Annotated in this window: 15 protein-coding genes; 11 read left to right on the forward strand and 4 right to left on the reverse strand. The window is 75.6% G+C overall.

The genetic code is table 11. From position 1 onward, the window contains the following. Window positions 1–113 precede the first annotated feature (113 nt). Window positions 114–554 carry a hypothetical protein gene (locus MNZ29_RS09130; protein WP_242335071.1) on the forward strand — a complete coding sequence of 147 codons (441 nt, stop codon included), beginning with the start codon at window positions 114–116 and terminating at the stop codon, window positions 552–554. Between the two features lie 84 nt (window positions 555–638). Here MNZ29_RS09130 and MNZ29_RS09135 read toward each other — a convergent pair whose 3' ends face one another. Next, window positions 639–1,580, reverse strand: coding sequence for a LysR family transcriptional regulator (locus MNZ29_RS09135; protein ID WP_242335074.1), 942 nt, complete (start codon window positions 1,578–1,580; stop codon window positions 639–641). A 683-nt stretch (window positions 1,581–2,263) separates the two neighbouring features. Between MNZ29_RS09135 and MNZ29_RS09140 the strand changes: the two genes are divergently transcribed. The 4 genes from MNZ29_RS09140 (at window position 2,264) to MNZ29_RS09155 (ending at window position 6,861) form a co-directional block, all read left to right on the forward strand. Then, window positions 2,264–4,024 carry an MASE1 domain-containing protein gene (locus MNZ29_RS09140; RefSeq protein ID WP_242354973.1) on the forward strand — a complete coding sequence of 587 codons (1,761 nt, stop codon included), beginning with the start codon at window positions 2,264–2,266 and terminating at the stop codon, window positions 4,022–4,024. Window positions 4,025–4,188: 164 nt separating this feature from the next. After that, complete coding sequence (locus tag MNZ29_RS09145) at window positions 4,189–5,577, forward strand: NapC/NirT family cytochrome c (RefSeq protein ID WP_242335080.1); 1,389 nt, start codon at window positions 4,189–4,191, stop codon at window positions 5,575–5,577. Beyond that, on the forward strand, window positions 5,574–6,545 hold the full coding sequence (locus MNZ29_RS09150; protein WP_242335084.1) for a patatin-like phospholipase family protein: 972 nt from the start codon (window positions 5,574–5,576) through the stop codon (window positions 6,543–6,545). The genes MNZ29_RS09145 and MNZ29_RS09150 overlap by 4 nt, the downstream gene beginning before the upstream one ends. A gap of 34 nt (window positions 6,546–6,579) precedes the next feature. After that, a complete protein-coding gene (locus MNZ29_RS09155; protein ID WP_242335087.1) occupies window positions 6,580–6,861 on the forward strand; it encodes a GIY-YIG nuclease family protein in 282 nt (93 codons plus the stop codon). Window positions 6,862–6,939: 78 nt separating this feature from the next. On the opposite strand, the gene MNZ29_RS09160 is transcribed toward MNZ29_RS09155, so the two are convergent. Continuing rightward, entirely contained in the window at window positions 6,940–7,614 is a 675-nt protein-coding gene (locus MNZ29_RS09160; RefSeq protein WP_242335090.1) for a site-specific DNA-methyltransferase, read from the reverse strand. Window positions 7,615–7,759: 145 nt separating this feature from the next. On the opposite strand from MNZ29_RS09160, the gene MNZ29_RS09165 reads away from it, so the two are divergent. Together MNZ29_RS09165 and MNZ29_RS09170 are read left to right on the forward strand one after the other, a co-directional pair. Next, window positions 7,760–8,152 (forward strand): VOC family protein, encoded by a 393-nt coding sequence (locus MNZ29_RS09165; protein ID WP_242335093.1) that lies wholly within the window; start codon window positions 7,760–7,762, stop codon window positions 8,150–8,152. 95 nt (window positions 8,153–8,247) lie between these two features. Beyond that, on the forward strand, window positions 8,248–9,312 hold the full coding sequence (locus MNZ29_RS09170) for a DUF475 domain-containing protein (protein WP_242335096.1): 1,065 nt from the start codon (window positions 8,248–8,250) through the stop codon (window positions 9,310–9,312). Between the two features lie 24 nt (window positions 9,313–9,336). Here the strand turns inward: MNZ29_RS09170 and MNZ29_RS09175 are convergent, their stop codons facing one another. Then, the gene (locus MNZ29_RS09175; RefSeq protein WP_242335099.1) at window positions 9,337–9,483 is read right to left on the reverse strand and encodes a hypothetical protein; all 147 of its coding nucleotides are present in this window, start codon (window positions 9,481–9,483) and stop codon (window positions 9,337–9,339) included. A gap of 136 nt (window positions 9,484–9,619) precedes the next feature. Between MNZ29_RS09175 and MNZ29_RS09180 the strand changes: the two genes are divergently transcribed. From MNZ29_RS09180 to MNZ29_RS09190, 3 genes are all read left to right on the forward strand, one after another. Beyond that, entirely contained in the window at window positions 9,620–10,606 is a 987-nt protein-coding gene (locus MNZ29_RS09180; protein ID WP_242335100.1) for an aldo/keto reductase, read from the forward strand. A gap of 83 nt (window positions 10,607–10,689) precedes the next feature. Continuing rightward, window positions 10,690–11,169, forward strand: a complete 480-nt coding sequence (locus tag MNZ29_RS09185) for a YbhB/YbcL family Raf kinase inhibitor-like protein (RefSeq protein WP_242335101.1) — start codon at window positions 10,690–10,692, stop codon at window positions 11,167–11,169. After that, window positions 11,166–11,870: an endonuclease V gene (locus MNZ29_RS09190; RefSeq protein ID WP_242335102.1), complete on the forward strand. Its 705-nt coding sequence runs from the start codon at window positions 11,166–11,168 to the stop codon at window positions 11,868–11,870. The genes MNZ29_RS09185 and MNZ29_RS09190 overlap by 4 nt, the downstream gene beginning before the upstream one ends. Window positions 11,871–11,893: 23 nt before the next feature. On the opposite strand, the gene MNZ29_RS09195 is transcribed toward MNZ29_RS09190, so the two are convergent. Beyond that, window positions 11,894–12,619 (reverse strand): hypothetical protein, encoded by a 726-nt coding sequence (locus MNZ29_RS09195; protein WP_242335103.1) that lies wholly within the window; start codon window positions 12,617–12,619, stop codon window positions 11,894–11,896. A 212-nt stretch (window positions 12,620–12,831) separates the two neighbouring features. On the opposite strand from MNZ29_RS09195, the gene MNZ29_RS09200 reads away from it, so the two are divergent. After that, entirely contained in the window at window positions 12,832–13,272 is a 441-nt protein-coding gene (locus MNZ29_RS09200; RefSeq protein ID WP_242335104.1) for a thioesterase family protein, read from the forward strand. The last annotated feature ends 66 nt before the right edge of the window (window positions 13,273–13,338 follow it).

The following is a 13,338-nucleotide window of genomic DNA, read 5'->3' on the forward strand; positions in this document are numbered from 1 at the left end:
GCTCCGCACATGAGCGCCGAGACACCGACCGCGGTGCCTTTGCTGCGGTCGCTCGCTGCGTAGGATGGCGGGCGATCGGCCGCCCTGCGGCCATGAACCGCAGGAGCCTCTCCATGACCGTCCGCCGCGCCCTCGTCGCCTCCCTCGCCGTCGCCGCCGCCCTCGCCTGGGCGCGCCCGGCCGACGCCTCCGTCGCCCTCGGGCTCGGAGCGGACTACCTGCTCGACCCGGAGATCGGCGAGTTCCAGCTCACGCTCGGCGTCGCGACGCCGCTCGCCCGGCACCTCTCCGTCGGCGCGCGCTTCGGTGCGATGCTCCTCTCCGAGCCGTCGCGGGTCGGCGTCCCGCTCGACGTGAAGCTGCGCGTGCGGATGGACCGCCTGTACGTCGAGGGGCTCGCCGGGCCGTGGATCGTGTTCGACGACGACGACGCCCTCAAGCTCCACGCCGCGGTCGGCTTCGGCCTCGTGGCGCGGGCGGTGTCGTTCGGGCTCGAGGTCGGCTACCTCGACCCGACGGCGATGATCGGCGTGCGGCTCGCGTTCCCGCTCTGATGACGAGGCACGAGGGCGTCGTCCGCCTGGGGCGAGCCCGTCGCGAGGCGCGACGGCGTCGCCGAGGCGGGCACCTGAGCCCGGTCAGGGCCCGCAAAGCGCGGGCCGCGCCGCGGCGACGAGCGCGTCGACCCAGTCGATGACCGCGCGCACGCGCGGCGTGCGGCGGAGATCGCCGTGCACGAGCAGCCACAGCTCGTGGTGCGGCGGCTCGGGCGCGTCCAGCCGGACGAGGCCGGCGTCGCCCTCGGCCACGAAGCAGGGCAGGACCGCGACGCCGATCCCGATCCGCACCGCGGCGTGGAGCGAGGCGGTGCTGTTGCACCGGAACACGATGTGGCGCTGCGGCGCGACGCGCGCGAGCCAGCGCTCCTGGGGGGAGCTCGCGAGCGAGTCGTCGAGGCCGAGGAACGGATCCCCCGCGAGATCGACCTCGCCGCGCCGGGCCGCCGGGGACGCACGCCCGGCGTAGAGCCCGTAGGCGACGTCGGACAGCTTGCGCGTGACGAGCCCCGCGTCGCGCGGCCGGCCCATCCGCAGCGCGAGGTCCGCCTCGCGGCGGCTCAGGTCGAAGGTGCGCTGATCGGCGGCGATCTCGAGGAGGAGCGCGGGGTGCCGCTCGCGCAGGGAGGGGAGCGCCGGGACGAGCAGGTGCGCCGAGAGGTGCATCGCCGTCGTGAGGCGCACGGTCCCCGCGATGGCGCGGTCGCGCGCGTCCACGTGCCGGGCGAGCGCGAGCACGTCCTCCTCGATCCGGGAGGCGAGGGCGGCCAGCTCGTCCCCGGCCGCCGTCCGCATCCAGCCCTGAGGGCCGCGCTCGAAGAGCGGGAGCTTCAGCTCCTCCTCGAGCGCCGCGACCCGGCGCGCCACGGTGTTGCGGTCCACCGCGAGGCGCTGCGCCGCGCGCGAGAGGCTGCCGGAGCGGGAGAGCTCGAGGAAGAACCGCAGGTTGCCCCAGTCGAGCCGGCCCGCGCGTTCGTGCGCGGGGGCGGTGCTCGGCTGCGCGTTCAGCGGTGCCCTCGCCATCGCTAGACCTCTCCTCGAACGTACCGCGCGGCGCGCGCGGATCCCGAAAAGGAGTGCACGATGACGTCGCCTGCCGGAAGCCGTATTTCACCGCCCACGTGGGTCCCCGGCGCGTGGGCCCCGGGGCGCCGTGCCGCTACCCCCGAGCCGCCTCGCCGCCGCACCCGACGCGCGATCGAACGCGCCGCGGGTCGCGCGACGCTCGCGGCGGCGCGGCGGGCGGCCAGCGTCGTGACGCCCGACGCGGTCGCGGCGGTGGTGCTGCTCGTCGGCTGGGTGGCGCTCTGGGTGCTCTTCCTGCTCGGGATCGTGGAGCCGGCCTCGGCGCTGCGGCTCGTGCGCTGACCCGGGACGGGCCGAAGGGGCGAGCGGGCGGTCCGACTGAAACCGGACCGCCCGCGTGCCATCTCCCGCTGCGCTTCGACGAGCTCGCCCTCAGCCCATCGAAGGGCGAGGGGTGGACGGGTTCCAACCTGCCGACGCGATCGCGGCCGGACAACGCGCGCCGCTCGCGTCCGGCGCGGTGCGCGACTCCGGTGGCGCTCGCCCGCCCGGTCCGAGCGCGGACTCGGGCTAAGGCTTCGACCGTACCGTGGGCACGGGAGGCGTCGCGGCTCGCGCCCGCGCCCTCGCGCCGTTAGGAACCGCGCCTCCCGCGCGAGCCATCGCGAGCCCGAGCGAGCATGCCCCGAGTCCCATTGCCGTCCGTCCGCGCCGTCGTCGGTCCGCTCGCCCTCCTCGCAGGGTATTTCCTCGCCGCGCGCCTCGGCTCCGCCTTCAACGTCGGCGCCGAGTCGATCGCGGCGTTCTGGGTGCCGAACACGCTCGCGCTCGTGGCGCTGCTCCGCTCGCCCCGGCGCCGGTGGGCGGCCCTCCTCGCGGCGGTCGTCCTGGCGGAGCTCGCGTCCGACCTCGCCATGGGATTCCCGTCCTCGACCGCGGCCGGGTTCGCGGCGGCGAACGCGGTCGAGGTGGTCGTCGCCGCGTGGCTCTTGCGGCGCGCCGGCTGCCCTGCCTCCACCGTCACGATCCGTGTCGCGGCGCGCTTCGCGGTGTTCGCGGTGCTCCTCGCTCCCGCGGTCGCGGCGCTCCCCGGGGCGGCGGCGGCGGTCGCCGCCGGCACCGCGTACGGCACCGCGTGGGGCCGCTGGTTCCTGGGGGACGCGCTCGCGCACCTCACGCTCACCCCCACGATCCTGCTCTGGCTCGCGCGGCGCCCCTGGCGCTCGCCGGGGAGCCGCCGCCGCGTCGCGGAGGCGCTCGCGCTCTGCGCCGGGCTCGCCGTCGCGGTCGCCTTCGCGTTCTGGCACCATGCCGGCGAGAGCGCGTGGCCCGGCGCGCTCTACCTGCCGCTCCCGCTGCTCCTCTGGGCCGCGATCCGCTTCGGCACGCTCGGCGCGAGCACCGCGGTCTCCGCGGTCGCGCTGCTCGCGCTCGCCGCGACGCGCCACGGGCTCGGGCCGTTCACCGGCGCCTCGCCGGCCCACAACGTCCTCGCGCTCCAGCTCTTCCTCGTCGCGACGGCGCTGCCGCTCCTCGCGCTCTCCGTCCTCGACGAGGACCGGAGGCGCGGCGAGGCGCGGCTGCGTGAGGCGCGGGACGCGCTCGAGGAGACGGTCGCGGAGCGCACCGCCGAGCTCGACCGCCAGGTGGCGGCGCTGCGGGAGGGCGAGGCGAAGCTCCGTGAGGCGCACGAGGTGGCGGAGCAGGCGCGCCGCGCCGCCGACGCCGCGAACCAGGCCAAGTCGGACTTCCTCGCCCGGATGAGCCACGACGTCCGCACGCCGCTCAACGCGATCCTCGGCCGGGCGTGGCTGCTCGAGCGCGACGCGAGCGCCGGGCCGCGGGCGCTCGGGCACGCCGCCGTCATCCGGCGGAGCGGCGCGCACGTCCTGGACCTCGTGCAGGATCTGCTGGAGCTGTCGCGCATCGAGGCGGGGCGCCTGGAGCTGCGGCTCGGGACGACGCACCTCCACGAGCTCGCCAGCACGACCGGGGAGCTCGTCCGGCTGGAGGCGGACGAGAAGGGGCTCGACCTCAAGGTGGACGTCGGCGCAGGGCTGCCGACCTACGTCCTCGCGGACGAGGTGCGGCTCCGGCAGGTGCTGCTCAACCTGCTGGGGAACGCGGTCAAGTTCACCGCGCGGGGCGAGGTCGCGCTCGAGGTCCGCGCGGCGGGGCCCGCCGTCTCGTTCGCCGTCAGCGACACCGGGGCCGGCATCGCGGCGGAGGAGCTCGAGGGCGTGTTCCAGCCCTTCCGCCAGGGGGCCTCCGCGCGCACCGCCCGGGCCGGCGTCGGCCTCGGGCTCGCGATCAGCCGCCAGCTCGTGGCGCTCATGGGCGGCGAGCTGCGCGTCGAGAGCGAGGTGGGCGTCGGGAGCCGGTTCTGGTTCGAGCTCGGGCTCGAGGCCGCGGAAACGCCGGTCCTCCGCACGTCCGCCTGAGGCCGCCGAGACCTGCTGCGGTGCATGCTACTGCCCGCGGCAGCCTGCCATCCCGTCGCACCCGCCGGGTCCTCCCCACCGGAGCCGCCATCGCGCGACCAGCGCCGGCGGCCGCGGACGCATGATGGCGGCGGCGTCGCCGGACACGCCGCCGGGGAGGGGAGATGAGGCGCCTGTTCGCGGATCTCACGCGCAGTCCGCTCGGGCTCGCGGGCGCGATCGCCGCCACCGTCGCGGGCATCCTCGTCGTGACCCTGCTCGCGCTCGGGCTGGTCGGGTATCACGGCGGCCCCTACCTCGGGATCCTGGCGTTCGTGATCCTGCCGGGGGTCTTCGTCGTCGGGCTCCTCCTCATCCCCCTCGGCGACTGGCTCGCGCGGCGCCGCCGCGCCGGAGGCGGCGAGGAGCCGGCGCTGCCGGTGGTCGACCTCAACCACCCCGCGACCCGCAGGCGCGTCCTCTTCATCGCCGCGCTGACGGTGGTGAACGTGGTCATCGTCGCGCTCGCGACGTTCGGGGCGGTCGAGGTGATGGACTCGCCGGCGTTCTGCGGGTCGTGCCACAGCGTGATGGATCCGGAGTTCACCGCGTACCAGCGCTCGAACCACGCGCGCGTCGCGTGCGTGGAATGCCACATCGGGCCCGGTGCGCCCTGGTTCGTGAAGTCGAAGCTGTCCGGCGCGTGGCAGCTCGTGTCGGTGACCTTCGACCTGTACGAGCGCCCGATCCCGGTGCCGGTCCACGACCTCCGCCCGGCGCGGGACACGTGCGAGCGCTGCCACTGGCCGACCCGGTTCGTCGGCGACCGGCTGCGCGTGCGCACCTCGCACGCGGACGACGCGGCGAGCACACCGCGGCGGACGGTGCTCGTCGTGCACGTCGGCGGCGGAGAGCAGGGCGGCGGCGGCGTCCACTGGCACGTCCGCCCCGGCGTGCAGGTGCGCTACCAGGCGGATCCTTCCCGGAGCAGGATCGGGGCGGTGGAGCTCACGCTCGCCGATGGCACGCGGCGCACCTTCCGCGCGCCCGAGCCGGTGGAGGGCGCCGGCGGGGAGTGGCGGACGATGGACTGCGTCGACTGTCACAACCGGCCGACGCACGTGTTCGGCACCCCGGAGCGCGAGGTGGACGCCGCCATCGTCGCGGGACGGATCGATCGCGCGTTGCCGTTCGTCCGGCGCGAGGGGGTGCGGCTCGTGCGAGAGGAGCACCCGTCCCACGAGGCCGCGCGCGCCGCGATCCGGGACGGGTTGCGCGCCTTCTACGCCCGGGAGCATCCGGACGTCGCCCGCTCCCGGAGCGACGCGATCGAGGCGGCCGCGGCGGCGCTCGGCGACGTGTACGCCACGAACGTCTGGCCCAGCATGCGCATCGGGTGGGGGACGTACCCCTCGTTCGTCGGGCACGAGGAGGCCCCGGGCTGCTTCCGCTGCCACGACGAGGCGCACGCGGCCGAGGACGGCCGGACGATCTCCCAGGACTGCGATCTCTGCCACCGGGTGCTCGCGGAGGGCGAGGTCGATCCACCCGTGCTGAAGGAGCTCGGGCGGTGAGCGCCCGGTCGAGCGGGGCGCGCCGCCGTCGCCTCTCCGCGCCGCGGCTCGCCCCCCGCGCGCTCGCCGTGCTCCTCACGCTCGTCGCCTGCCGCACCGCGGCGCCGCCGCTGCCCGACGTGCCGCCCGCGCCGTTCGACGACCAGCCGCCACGGGTGGCGCTCGTCCTCGGAGGCGGGGGCGCCCGCGGCTTCGCCCACGTGGGCGTGATCCGCGTGCTCGAGGACGCCCGGGTGCCCATCGAGCTCATCGTCGGGACGAGCGTCGGGAGCCTCGTGGGCGCCGTCTACGCGGCTCAGCCCAACAGCTACGCCCTCGAGCGGATGGCGCGCAGCCTCGACCGACACGACTTCTTCGACTTCTCCCTTGCGCCGGCGCTGTTCGGCGAGGGGCTCGCGACGGGGGACCGGCTCGAGCGGTTCGTGCGCGACCACGTCCACGCGCGGAGGTTCGAGGCCCTGCGCGTCCCGGTCGCGGCGGTCGCGACCGATCTCGACACCGGCGATCGAGTGGTGCTCCACGAGGGGGACGTTGCGCGCGCGGTGCGCGCGTCGTGCGCGATCCCGGGCGTGCTCGAGCCCGTCCGGCTCGGCGGGCGCGTGCTGGTGGACGGCGGCGTCGTCCGGAACCTGCCCGTGGACGTCGCGCGGCAGCTGGGCGCGGACGTGGTCATCGCGGTGGACCTCGCCGCGCTCGAGCCGAAGGCGACCCCCAGGAACTTCGTCGAGGTGATCTTCCGGGTCGTGAACCTCGTGTCGCGCGCCGAGGCCGAGGAGCTCCGGGGGATCGCAGACGTGACGATCCAGCCCGCCGTGGAGGACGTGGGCTTCGTCGACTTCGACCGCAAGGACGCGGCGATCAGGGCGGGCATGGAGGCGGCCCGCGCGGCGCTGCCCCGGATCCGCGAGGTGCTCGCGGCGTGGCCCCGCCCCGCCCCGGCGGCGAGCGCGGGCACCCCGGGCGGCTGACGCGGGCTCCGGCTCGTGCTAGGGGCTTTCGTCGATGCCCCGCCGCGCCCCGACCTGGCACGTCTACGTCCTCCGCTGCGGCGACGGCTCGCTCTACACCGGCGCGACGAACGACGTCGCGCGCCGCCTGGCGAGGCACGCCGCGGGGGAGGGCGCCCGCTACACGCGCGCGCGCCTGCCGGTGGTGCTCGTGTACTCGGAGCGGGCCGGGGATCGGTCGGCGGCGCTCCGCCGCGAGGCCGCCCTGAAGCGGCTCACGCGCGCAGAGAAGCTGGCGCTCGTGGCGGCGAGGCCGCGCCGCGGGCGCGCTCGATAGGCACGGCGGGTTCCTGCGCGCGACGCCCGGGGGCGTGGCGGGGGGCCGCGCGGCTCGCGGAGGCAGGCGGCGACGAGGTCACGCGGCGGGCAGGGCGAGCGCCCGCGCCCGCTCCGCGCGCTGCCGCGAGAGCTCGACGCCGATCGCGTCGAGGCCGTGCGCGTTCGCCACCGCGAGCATCGACCCGAGGCCGCAGAACGGGTCCACCACCGCCCGGCAGCGGGTGTGGGCGCGGAGGAACCGCGCGGCCGCGGCGCACGCCTCGAGCGGCATCGCCCGCGCCCAGGTCATCGCGCCCGGGACGGGGAGGACGTCCGGCGACGACCGGCCCGGCAGGAGCCGCAGGCCCCGGCTCACGCAGAGGAGGTGAGCGTAGGCGGGGCGGCCGAAGGTGGTCGTCCCGGGCGGCACGCGGCACACGATCTTGTGCCAGAGGAGCCCGCTCCCGGCGCGCTCGGCCGCGAGCTGCACGAGGAACGCCTTGTCCACCCAGCGCCCGTCCCGCTTCACGTCGGTCTGGTAGAAGATCGCGACCGCCTCGTCCGCGACCGCCCGGCAGGCGCGCTCCGCCGCGTGGACGAACCAGCCCCGCCAGCCCTCGGGCCCGAGCGCGGGCAGCTCGGACGCGTCCGGCAGGGAGGTGACGATCGCGTGGTCCGCCGGGAGCGAGGCCGCCTCGAGCCAGGCGACCCCGTCGCCCGCGTGGACGGTGCGGCGCGGCGCGAGGGGCGGGCGCGTGGGATCGTCGGGCATGCGCGGGGGACGATAACCCGGGGCCGGGGTCCGCGGGCCGGGAGCGAGCGGCGCCCCGGCCCGGCGCCGGGGTCATGGAGCGGAGCGGGCCGCGCGAGGGAGCGGAGGCGGGTGACATTCGCCGCGCCGCGGAGATACTGCGGTCATGGCCGCCCGCTGGACGCACGTGGTCGTCAAGGTCGCGGAGCTCGAGCGCTCGATCGCCTTCTACCGCCGGTTCTGCGGCCTGGAGGTGGTCCGGGACGGCCGGCCGGACGGGCACACCGTGTGGCTCGCGCCGGCCGCGCGCCCCGAGGGCACGCCCGCGTTCGTGCTCGTGCTCTACCTGACGCGCGTGGACTTCCGGCTCGACCACCTCGGGTTCCAGTGCGACGCGCGCGCCGAGGTGGACCGCATCGCCGCGGAGGGCGCGCGGCTCGGCATCCTCGCCGAGCCGCCGTTCGACGGGGGCGGTGACATCGGGTACGTCACGATGGTCCGCGATCCCGACGGTCACCTCGTCGAGTTCACGTTCGGGCAGCCCATCCGCGGGCTGTGACGGCGCGGCGGCGCCCGCCGCCGTCCGTTGCCAGCCGGCCCGCCGAGCGGCATGATGCGCCCCGTCGCGCCGCCGGCCGCGCGGCTCCTCCCGCGATGGCCAACTCCCGCTCCGAGACCCTCCGCTTCTTCTCAGGCTCGCTCGTCTTCACCGCCGTCTCGCTCCTCGCGGGCGCGGCGCTCGGCGTCTACTACCACGGGACGGTCGCCGGGGTGCTCGGGACGGTGTTCATCGTGGCGGTCCTCGGCGTGCTCGAGACGTCGCTCTCCTTCGACAACGCGGTGGTGAACGCCACGGTGCTCCGGGACATGACGCCGGTCTGGCGCCACCGCTTCCTCACCTGGGGCATCGCCATCGCGGTGTTCGGGATGCGGCTCGTGTTCCCGCTCCTCGTGGTGAGCGTCGTCGCGCGCGTCGGGCCGCAGGAGGCGCTGCGCCTCGCGGCCCTCGATCCCACCGAGTACGCCCGGATCCTGACGAGCGCGCACACCGTGCTGGGCGCGTTCGGCGGCGCGTTCCTCGGCATGGTCTGCCTCGGGTACTTCTTCGACGAGGAGAAGGAGATCCACTGGCTGCGGGGGCTCGAGATCGGGCTCGCGAAGCTCGGCAAGGTCGACGCCGCCGAGCTCGGCCTCATGCTGCTCGTCATCTACGGGTTCTCGCGGTTCGTCCCGGCCGGCGAGCACGAGGCGTTCCTCGTCGCCGGGATCTTCGGGATCGTCACGTTCATCGCCGTGGACGGGATCGGCACGGCGATGGAGGTCGGCGAGGAGGCGATGCGAAACGTCCACCGGGCGAGCGCGGCGAGCTTCCTCTACCTCGAGGTGCTCGACGCGAGCTTCAGCTTCGACGGCGTCATCGGCGCGTTCGCGCTCACGAACAACCTCTTCATCATCGCCATCGGCCTCGGCATCGGGGCCATGTTCGTCCGGAGCCTGACGGTGATGCTCGTCGAGCACGGCACGCTCGCGTCGTACCGCTACCTCGAGCACGGCGCGTTCTACGCCATCGGCGCGCTCGCGCTGCTCATGTTCATGGGCACCGCCATGCACGTGCCGGAGGCGTTCACCGGGCTCGTCGGGGCGGCGTTCATCGGGCTCTCGCTCTGGTCGTCGATCCGCTTCAACCGGCGCTACCAGGCGGCGCGGCCGGTCCGCTGACGGCGACCGCGGGCCCCAGGCGGCTCACTCGATGGGCTTCTCCCGCTCGTCCTTGCGCCGGTCGAGCATCCCCCAGCCCCACTTCTCGCTCCACAGCCCGGGGCCCGTCAGCAGCACGCCGAGGAGCGTGAGCACGAGCGCGCCGATCACCGCGATGGGGTCGATGTCCATCCTGCCTCCGGGTCCTTCGCCGGAGTGATAAGGAACCGGCGCGCCTGCCGCACGTCCCCCGACCGCCGGCGCTGCGACACGACGGCGGTTGCGCGCGGCGGGCGACGGGAGCACCACTCCACGTCGGAGGTGGGCAATGCAGAAGCGCAGGCTCGGGAAGCAGGGGCTCTCGGTGTCGGCGATGGGCCTCGGCTGCATGGGGATGAGCGAGTTCTACGGCCCAGGCGACGAGGCGGAGTCGATCGCCACGATCCACCGGGCGCTCGAGCTCGGGGTCGACTTCCTCGACACCGCCGACATGTACGGCCCCTTCAAGAACGAGGAGCTCGTCGGGCGGGCGATCCGCGACCGGCGCGATCGCGTGGTGCTCGCGACGAAGTTCGGGAACGAGCGGCGCGCGGACGGGACCTGGGTCGGCGTGAACGGCAAGCCGGACTACGTGCGCAGCGCGTGCGACGCGTCGCTGCGGCGGCTGGGGGTGGACGTCATCGACCTCTACTACCAGCACCGCGTCGACCCGACGGTGCCCATCGAGGACACCGTGGGCGCGATGGCGGAGCTCGTGCGCGCCGGCAAGGTGCGCTACCTCGGCCTCTCCGAGGCCGCGCCGGCGACGATCCGGCGGGCGCACGCCGTCCACCCGATCAGCGCCCTCCAGTCCGAGTACTCGCTCTGGAGCCGCGACCCGGAGGACGAGATCCTCCCGACCGTGCGCGCGCTCGGGATCGGCTTCGTGGCCTACAGCCCCCTCGGCCGCGGCTTCCTCTCGGGTCGGTTCCGCTCGCCCGCCGACCTCCCCGAGGGCGACTACCGGCGGAACGCGCCGCGCTTCCAGGGGGAGAACTTCGCGAAGAACCTCGAGCTCGTGGAGCACGTCCGCAAGCTCGCCGAGGGCCGCGGGGTGACCCCGTCGCAGCTCGCGCTCGCCTGGGTCCTCGCGCGCGGCGAGGACCTCGTGCCCATCCCGGGCACCAAGCGGCGCAAGTACCTCGAGGAGAACGTCGCCGCCGCCTCGATCCGGCTCACGCCGGAGGAGCTCGCGCGCATCGATCGGATCGCGCCGAAGGGGGCCGCCGCCGGTGAGCGCTACCCGGAGGCGGGGATGAAGACGGTCAACCTGTGACGCCCGGGGCGCGGGTGCGCCGAGGGGTGCTCGTGGCCGCGGCGACGGAGTCGATCACCGCGGCGGGAGAGAGGGGAGGCGCCATGGCGATGTCGATCCGCTCCACCGCGTTCGAGGACGGAGGCGAGATCCCGCTCGTCCACACGTGCGAGGGCAAGGACACCTCGCCCGCGCTCGCGTGGTCGGGGATCCCGGCCGGCGCGAAGAGCCTCGCGCTCATCGTGGACGATCCGGACGCGCCGGACCCGAAGGCGCCCAAGATGACCTACGTGCACTGGGTGCTCTACGGGCTCGCGCCGGACGCGAAGGGCCTCCCGGAGGCCGCCCAGGCGAAGGCGCTGCCGGCGGGCGCGCGCGAGGGGACGAACGACTGGAAGCGGACCGGCTACGGCGGCCCGTGCCCGCCCATCGGGCGGCACCGCTACTTCTTCAAGCTGTATGCGCTCGACACCGAGCTGCCGGATCTCGGACACCCGACGAAGGCGAAGCTCGAGGCGGCGATGAAGGGGCACGTCCTCGAGGAGGCGCGGCTCATGGGGACGTACCAGAAGAAGAAGCCTTGAGCACCGCCTCGCCGCCGGCCTGGCCGCGCACGCGGGCGGAGCTCGAGGCGGCACAGGCGTCGCTCGGTCGGACGCGCCCGCCGCCGTGGCGGTGGGAGGGCGAGCGGCTCCGCGTCGCCGGCTGCGCCCTCGTCGCGGGGCGCGGGAGGACGGGAGGCGAGGGCGAGGACGGGTTCGCCGCCGCTGCGCTCGTGGAGGTGGGCGCCGGGGCGCCGTGCGTGCTCGTGTACGGGGACGCGAGCGGTCCTCTCGGCGCCGGGTTCGAGAGCGGGCTGCTCGCGCTGCGCGAGGGGCCGCTCCTCGCCGCGGCCGTCGCCGCCCTGCCCGAGCCCCCGGACGTGCTCCTCGTCCACGCGGCCGGGCGCGATCACCCGCGCGGCGCGGGGCTCGCCGTCATGCTGGGCGCGATCCTCGACGTGCCCTCGATCGGCGTGACGCAGAGACCGCTCGTCGCGGCGGGACCACCGCCGGAGGACCGCGCCGGCGCGCGGGCTCCGCTCGCACGCGACGGCGAGGAGCTCGCGTGCTGGCTGCGGATCCGCCGAGGCGTCCGGCCGATCGTGGCGCACGCGGCGTGGCGGACGACGCCCGACGTCGCGGCGGGCCTCGTCCTGGCGACGACGCTGGGCACCCTCATGCCCGAGCCGCTCCGGCGCGCGCGCGAGCGAGCCCGCGCCCTGCGGGACGGGCGCGCCGCGTGAACGGGCAGCGCCGCGCACCAGGATCAGCGCACGATCTCGCGCACGATCCCGTCCATCTGCTTCGGCACGAGGCCCGCGTCGTTCAGCACGCGGCCCCAGGTCGCCTGGCCACTCCGGACCTTCTGCACGAGCGGCACGGCCGGGGAGCCGAGCTTCCTCGAGAGGACGGTGGCGAGGATCGTCTCCTCCGTGGACGCGCCCGCCTGCCGCACCGCGCGCACGGCCTCCGCGCTCGCGCCGGCACGGCGGACGAGCACGTCGTCCACGGCGATCCCGGCGAGCTCTCGATCCGGCGCGCCGCGCGCGAGCGCGGCCGCGAACGGGCCGTCGAGCCCCTTCGCGCCCGCGAGCGCCGGCTTCCAGGCGCCCTTCGCGCCCTTCGCCTCGAGCAGCGCGCCCGCATCGCCGCCGGATCGCGCCGCGGCGAAGTGCGCGATCCACAGGTCCTCGGGCGCGGTCCCGGTCATCACCGCCTGGACGAGGCTCGCCTTGCCGGGACCGAACGCCGCGGAGAGGAGCGAGCTGCGCGTCGTCGCGAGGATGTACGGGTCGGCTGCGGCCGGGCGCTCGAGCTCGAAGGTGCGATCGCGGAAGCAGTGGCAGCCTGCCGTCGATTTCGTCCCGGCCCCCGGGGCCGCCTCTCCGCTGGCCGCCGTCTCCGCGCCCGGCTTCATGAGGTACGACTGCGCGAGCGCGGGCCCGGCCAGGGCGAGGGCGGCGACGAGTAGCGAACACCTGATGGGGATCATGCGCGCGGCAGCCTACCCGGGGAGCGGGGGCCAGGACAACGCGGCGGCGGTCAGCGCCGCCGGGCGGACGGGCAGGCGCACGCGCAGCGGGCGGGGAGGGTTTGCCGTCACGCGCGCGCCATACCTCGGCAGAGCTCCCGTCTCACGCGCGGCGCTGCCGCCGGCGACGGTCGTCCTCGCCCGCGCGGGCGCTTTCGCGGTACGGGTGGGCGATGGCCCGCGTCGAGATCGCGCTCCCGGACACGTTCCTCTTCCGCACCGAGCTCCCCGTCCGCATCGGCGACGTGAACTACGGCGGCCACCTCGGCAACGACGCCGTCCTCTCCATCGCGCACGAGGCGCGCGTCCGCTTCCTCGCGGCCCACGGCTTCACGGAGCTCGACGTGGCGGGCGCCGGGATCATCATGGTCGACGCGGCCATCGTGTACCGGGCCGAGGGCCGGTACGGCATGACGCTCGCGGTCGAGCTCGCCGCGGACGACGTCCGGACGCGCGGCTGCGATCTCCTGTACCGGATCGCGGACGTCGCGACGGGGCAGGAGATCGCGCGGGTGAAGACCGGGATCGTCTTCTTCGACTACGCGGCGCGCCGGGTCGTGACGATGCCCGCGGCGTTCCGCGAGGTGGTCGGCGCGCCCGCCCACCGAGCGTGAGGGGCGCGCCCGCCACCGCGCGCGGCCAGAGCGCCCGGGGCGGCAGGGCGCCGTCCCGGACGCTGC

The organism is Anaeromyxobacter sp. SG64 (assembly GCF_022690745.1).
GTDB lineage: Bacteria > Myxococcota > Myxococcia > Myxococcales > Anaeromyxobacteraceae > Anaeromyxobacter > Anaeromyxobacter soli.

Excerpts from the sequence above, each read along its gene's own strand:
- MNZ29_RS09130 (WP_242335071.1), top strand. The coding sequence starts at position 114 with ATGACCGTCCGCCGCGCCCTCGTCGCCTCCCTCGCCGTCGCCGCCGCC.
- MNZ29_RS09135 (WP_242335074.1), bottom strand. The coding sequence starts at position 1,580 with ATGGCGAGGGCACCGCTGAACGCGCAGCCGAGCACCGCCCCCGCGCAC.
- MNZ29_RS09140 (WP_242354973.1), top strand. The coding sequence starts at position 2,264 with ATGCCCCGAGTCCCATTGCCGTCCGTCCGCGCCGTCGTCGGTCCGCTC.
- MNZ29_RS09145 (WP_242335080.1), top strand. The coding sequence starts at position 4,189 with ATGAGGCGCCTGTTCGCGGATCTCACGCGCAGTCCGCTCGGGCTCGCG.
- MNZ29_RS09155 (WP_242335087.1), top strand. The coding sequence starts at position 6,580 with ATGCCCCGCCGCGCCCCGACCTGGCACGTCTACGTCCTCCGCTGCGGC.
- MNZ29_RS09160 (WP_242335090.1), bottom strand. The coding sequence starts at position 7,614 with ATGCCCGACGATCCCACGCGCCCGCCCCTCGCGCCGCGCCGCACCGTC.
- MNZ29_RS09165 (WP_242335093.1), top strand. The coding sequence starts at position 7,760 with ATGGCCGCCCGCTGGACGCACGTGGTCGTCAAGGTCGCGGAGCTCGAG.
- MNZ29_RS09170 (WP_242335096.1), top strand. The coding sequence starts at position 8,248 with ATGGCCAACTCCCGCTCCGAGACCCTCCGCTTCTTCTCAGGCTCGCTC.
- MNZ29_RS09175 (WP_242335099.1), bottom strand. The coding sequence starts at position 9,483 with ATGGACATCGACCCCATCGCGGTGATCGGCGCGCTCGTGCTCACGCTC.
- MNZ29_RS09180 (WP_242335100.1), top strand. The coding sequence starts at position 9,620 with ATGCAGAAGCGCAGGCTCGGGAAGCAGGGGCTCTCGGTGTCGGCGATG.
- MNZ29_RS09185 (WP_242335101.1), top strand. The coding sequence starts at position 10,690 with ATGGCGATGTCGATCCGCTCCACCGCGTTCGAGGACGGAGGCGAGATC.
- MNZ29_RS09195 (WP_242335103.1), bottom strand. The coding sequence starts at position 12,619 with ATGATCCCCATCAGGTGTTCGCTACTCGTCGCCGCCCTCGCCCTGGCC.
- MNZ29_RS09200 (WP_242335104.1), top strand. The coding sequence starts at position 12,832 with ATGGCCCGCGTCGAGATCGCGCTCCCGGACACGTTCCTCTTCCGCACC.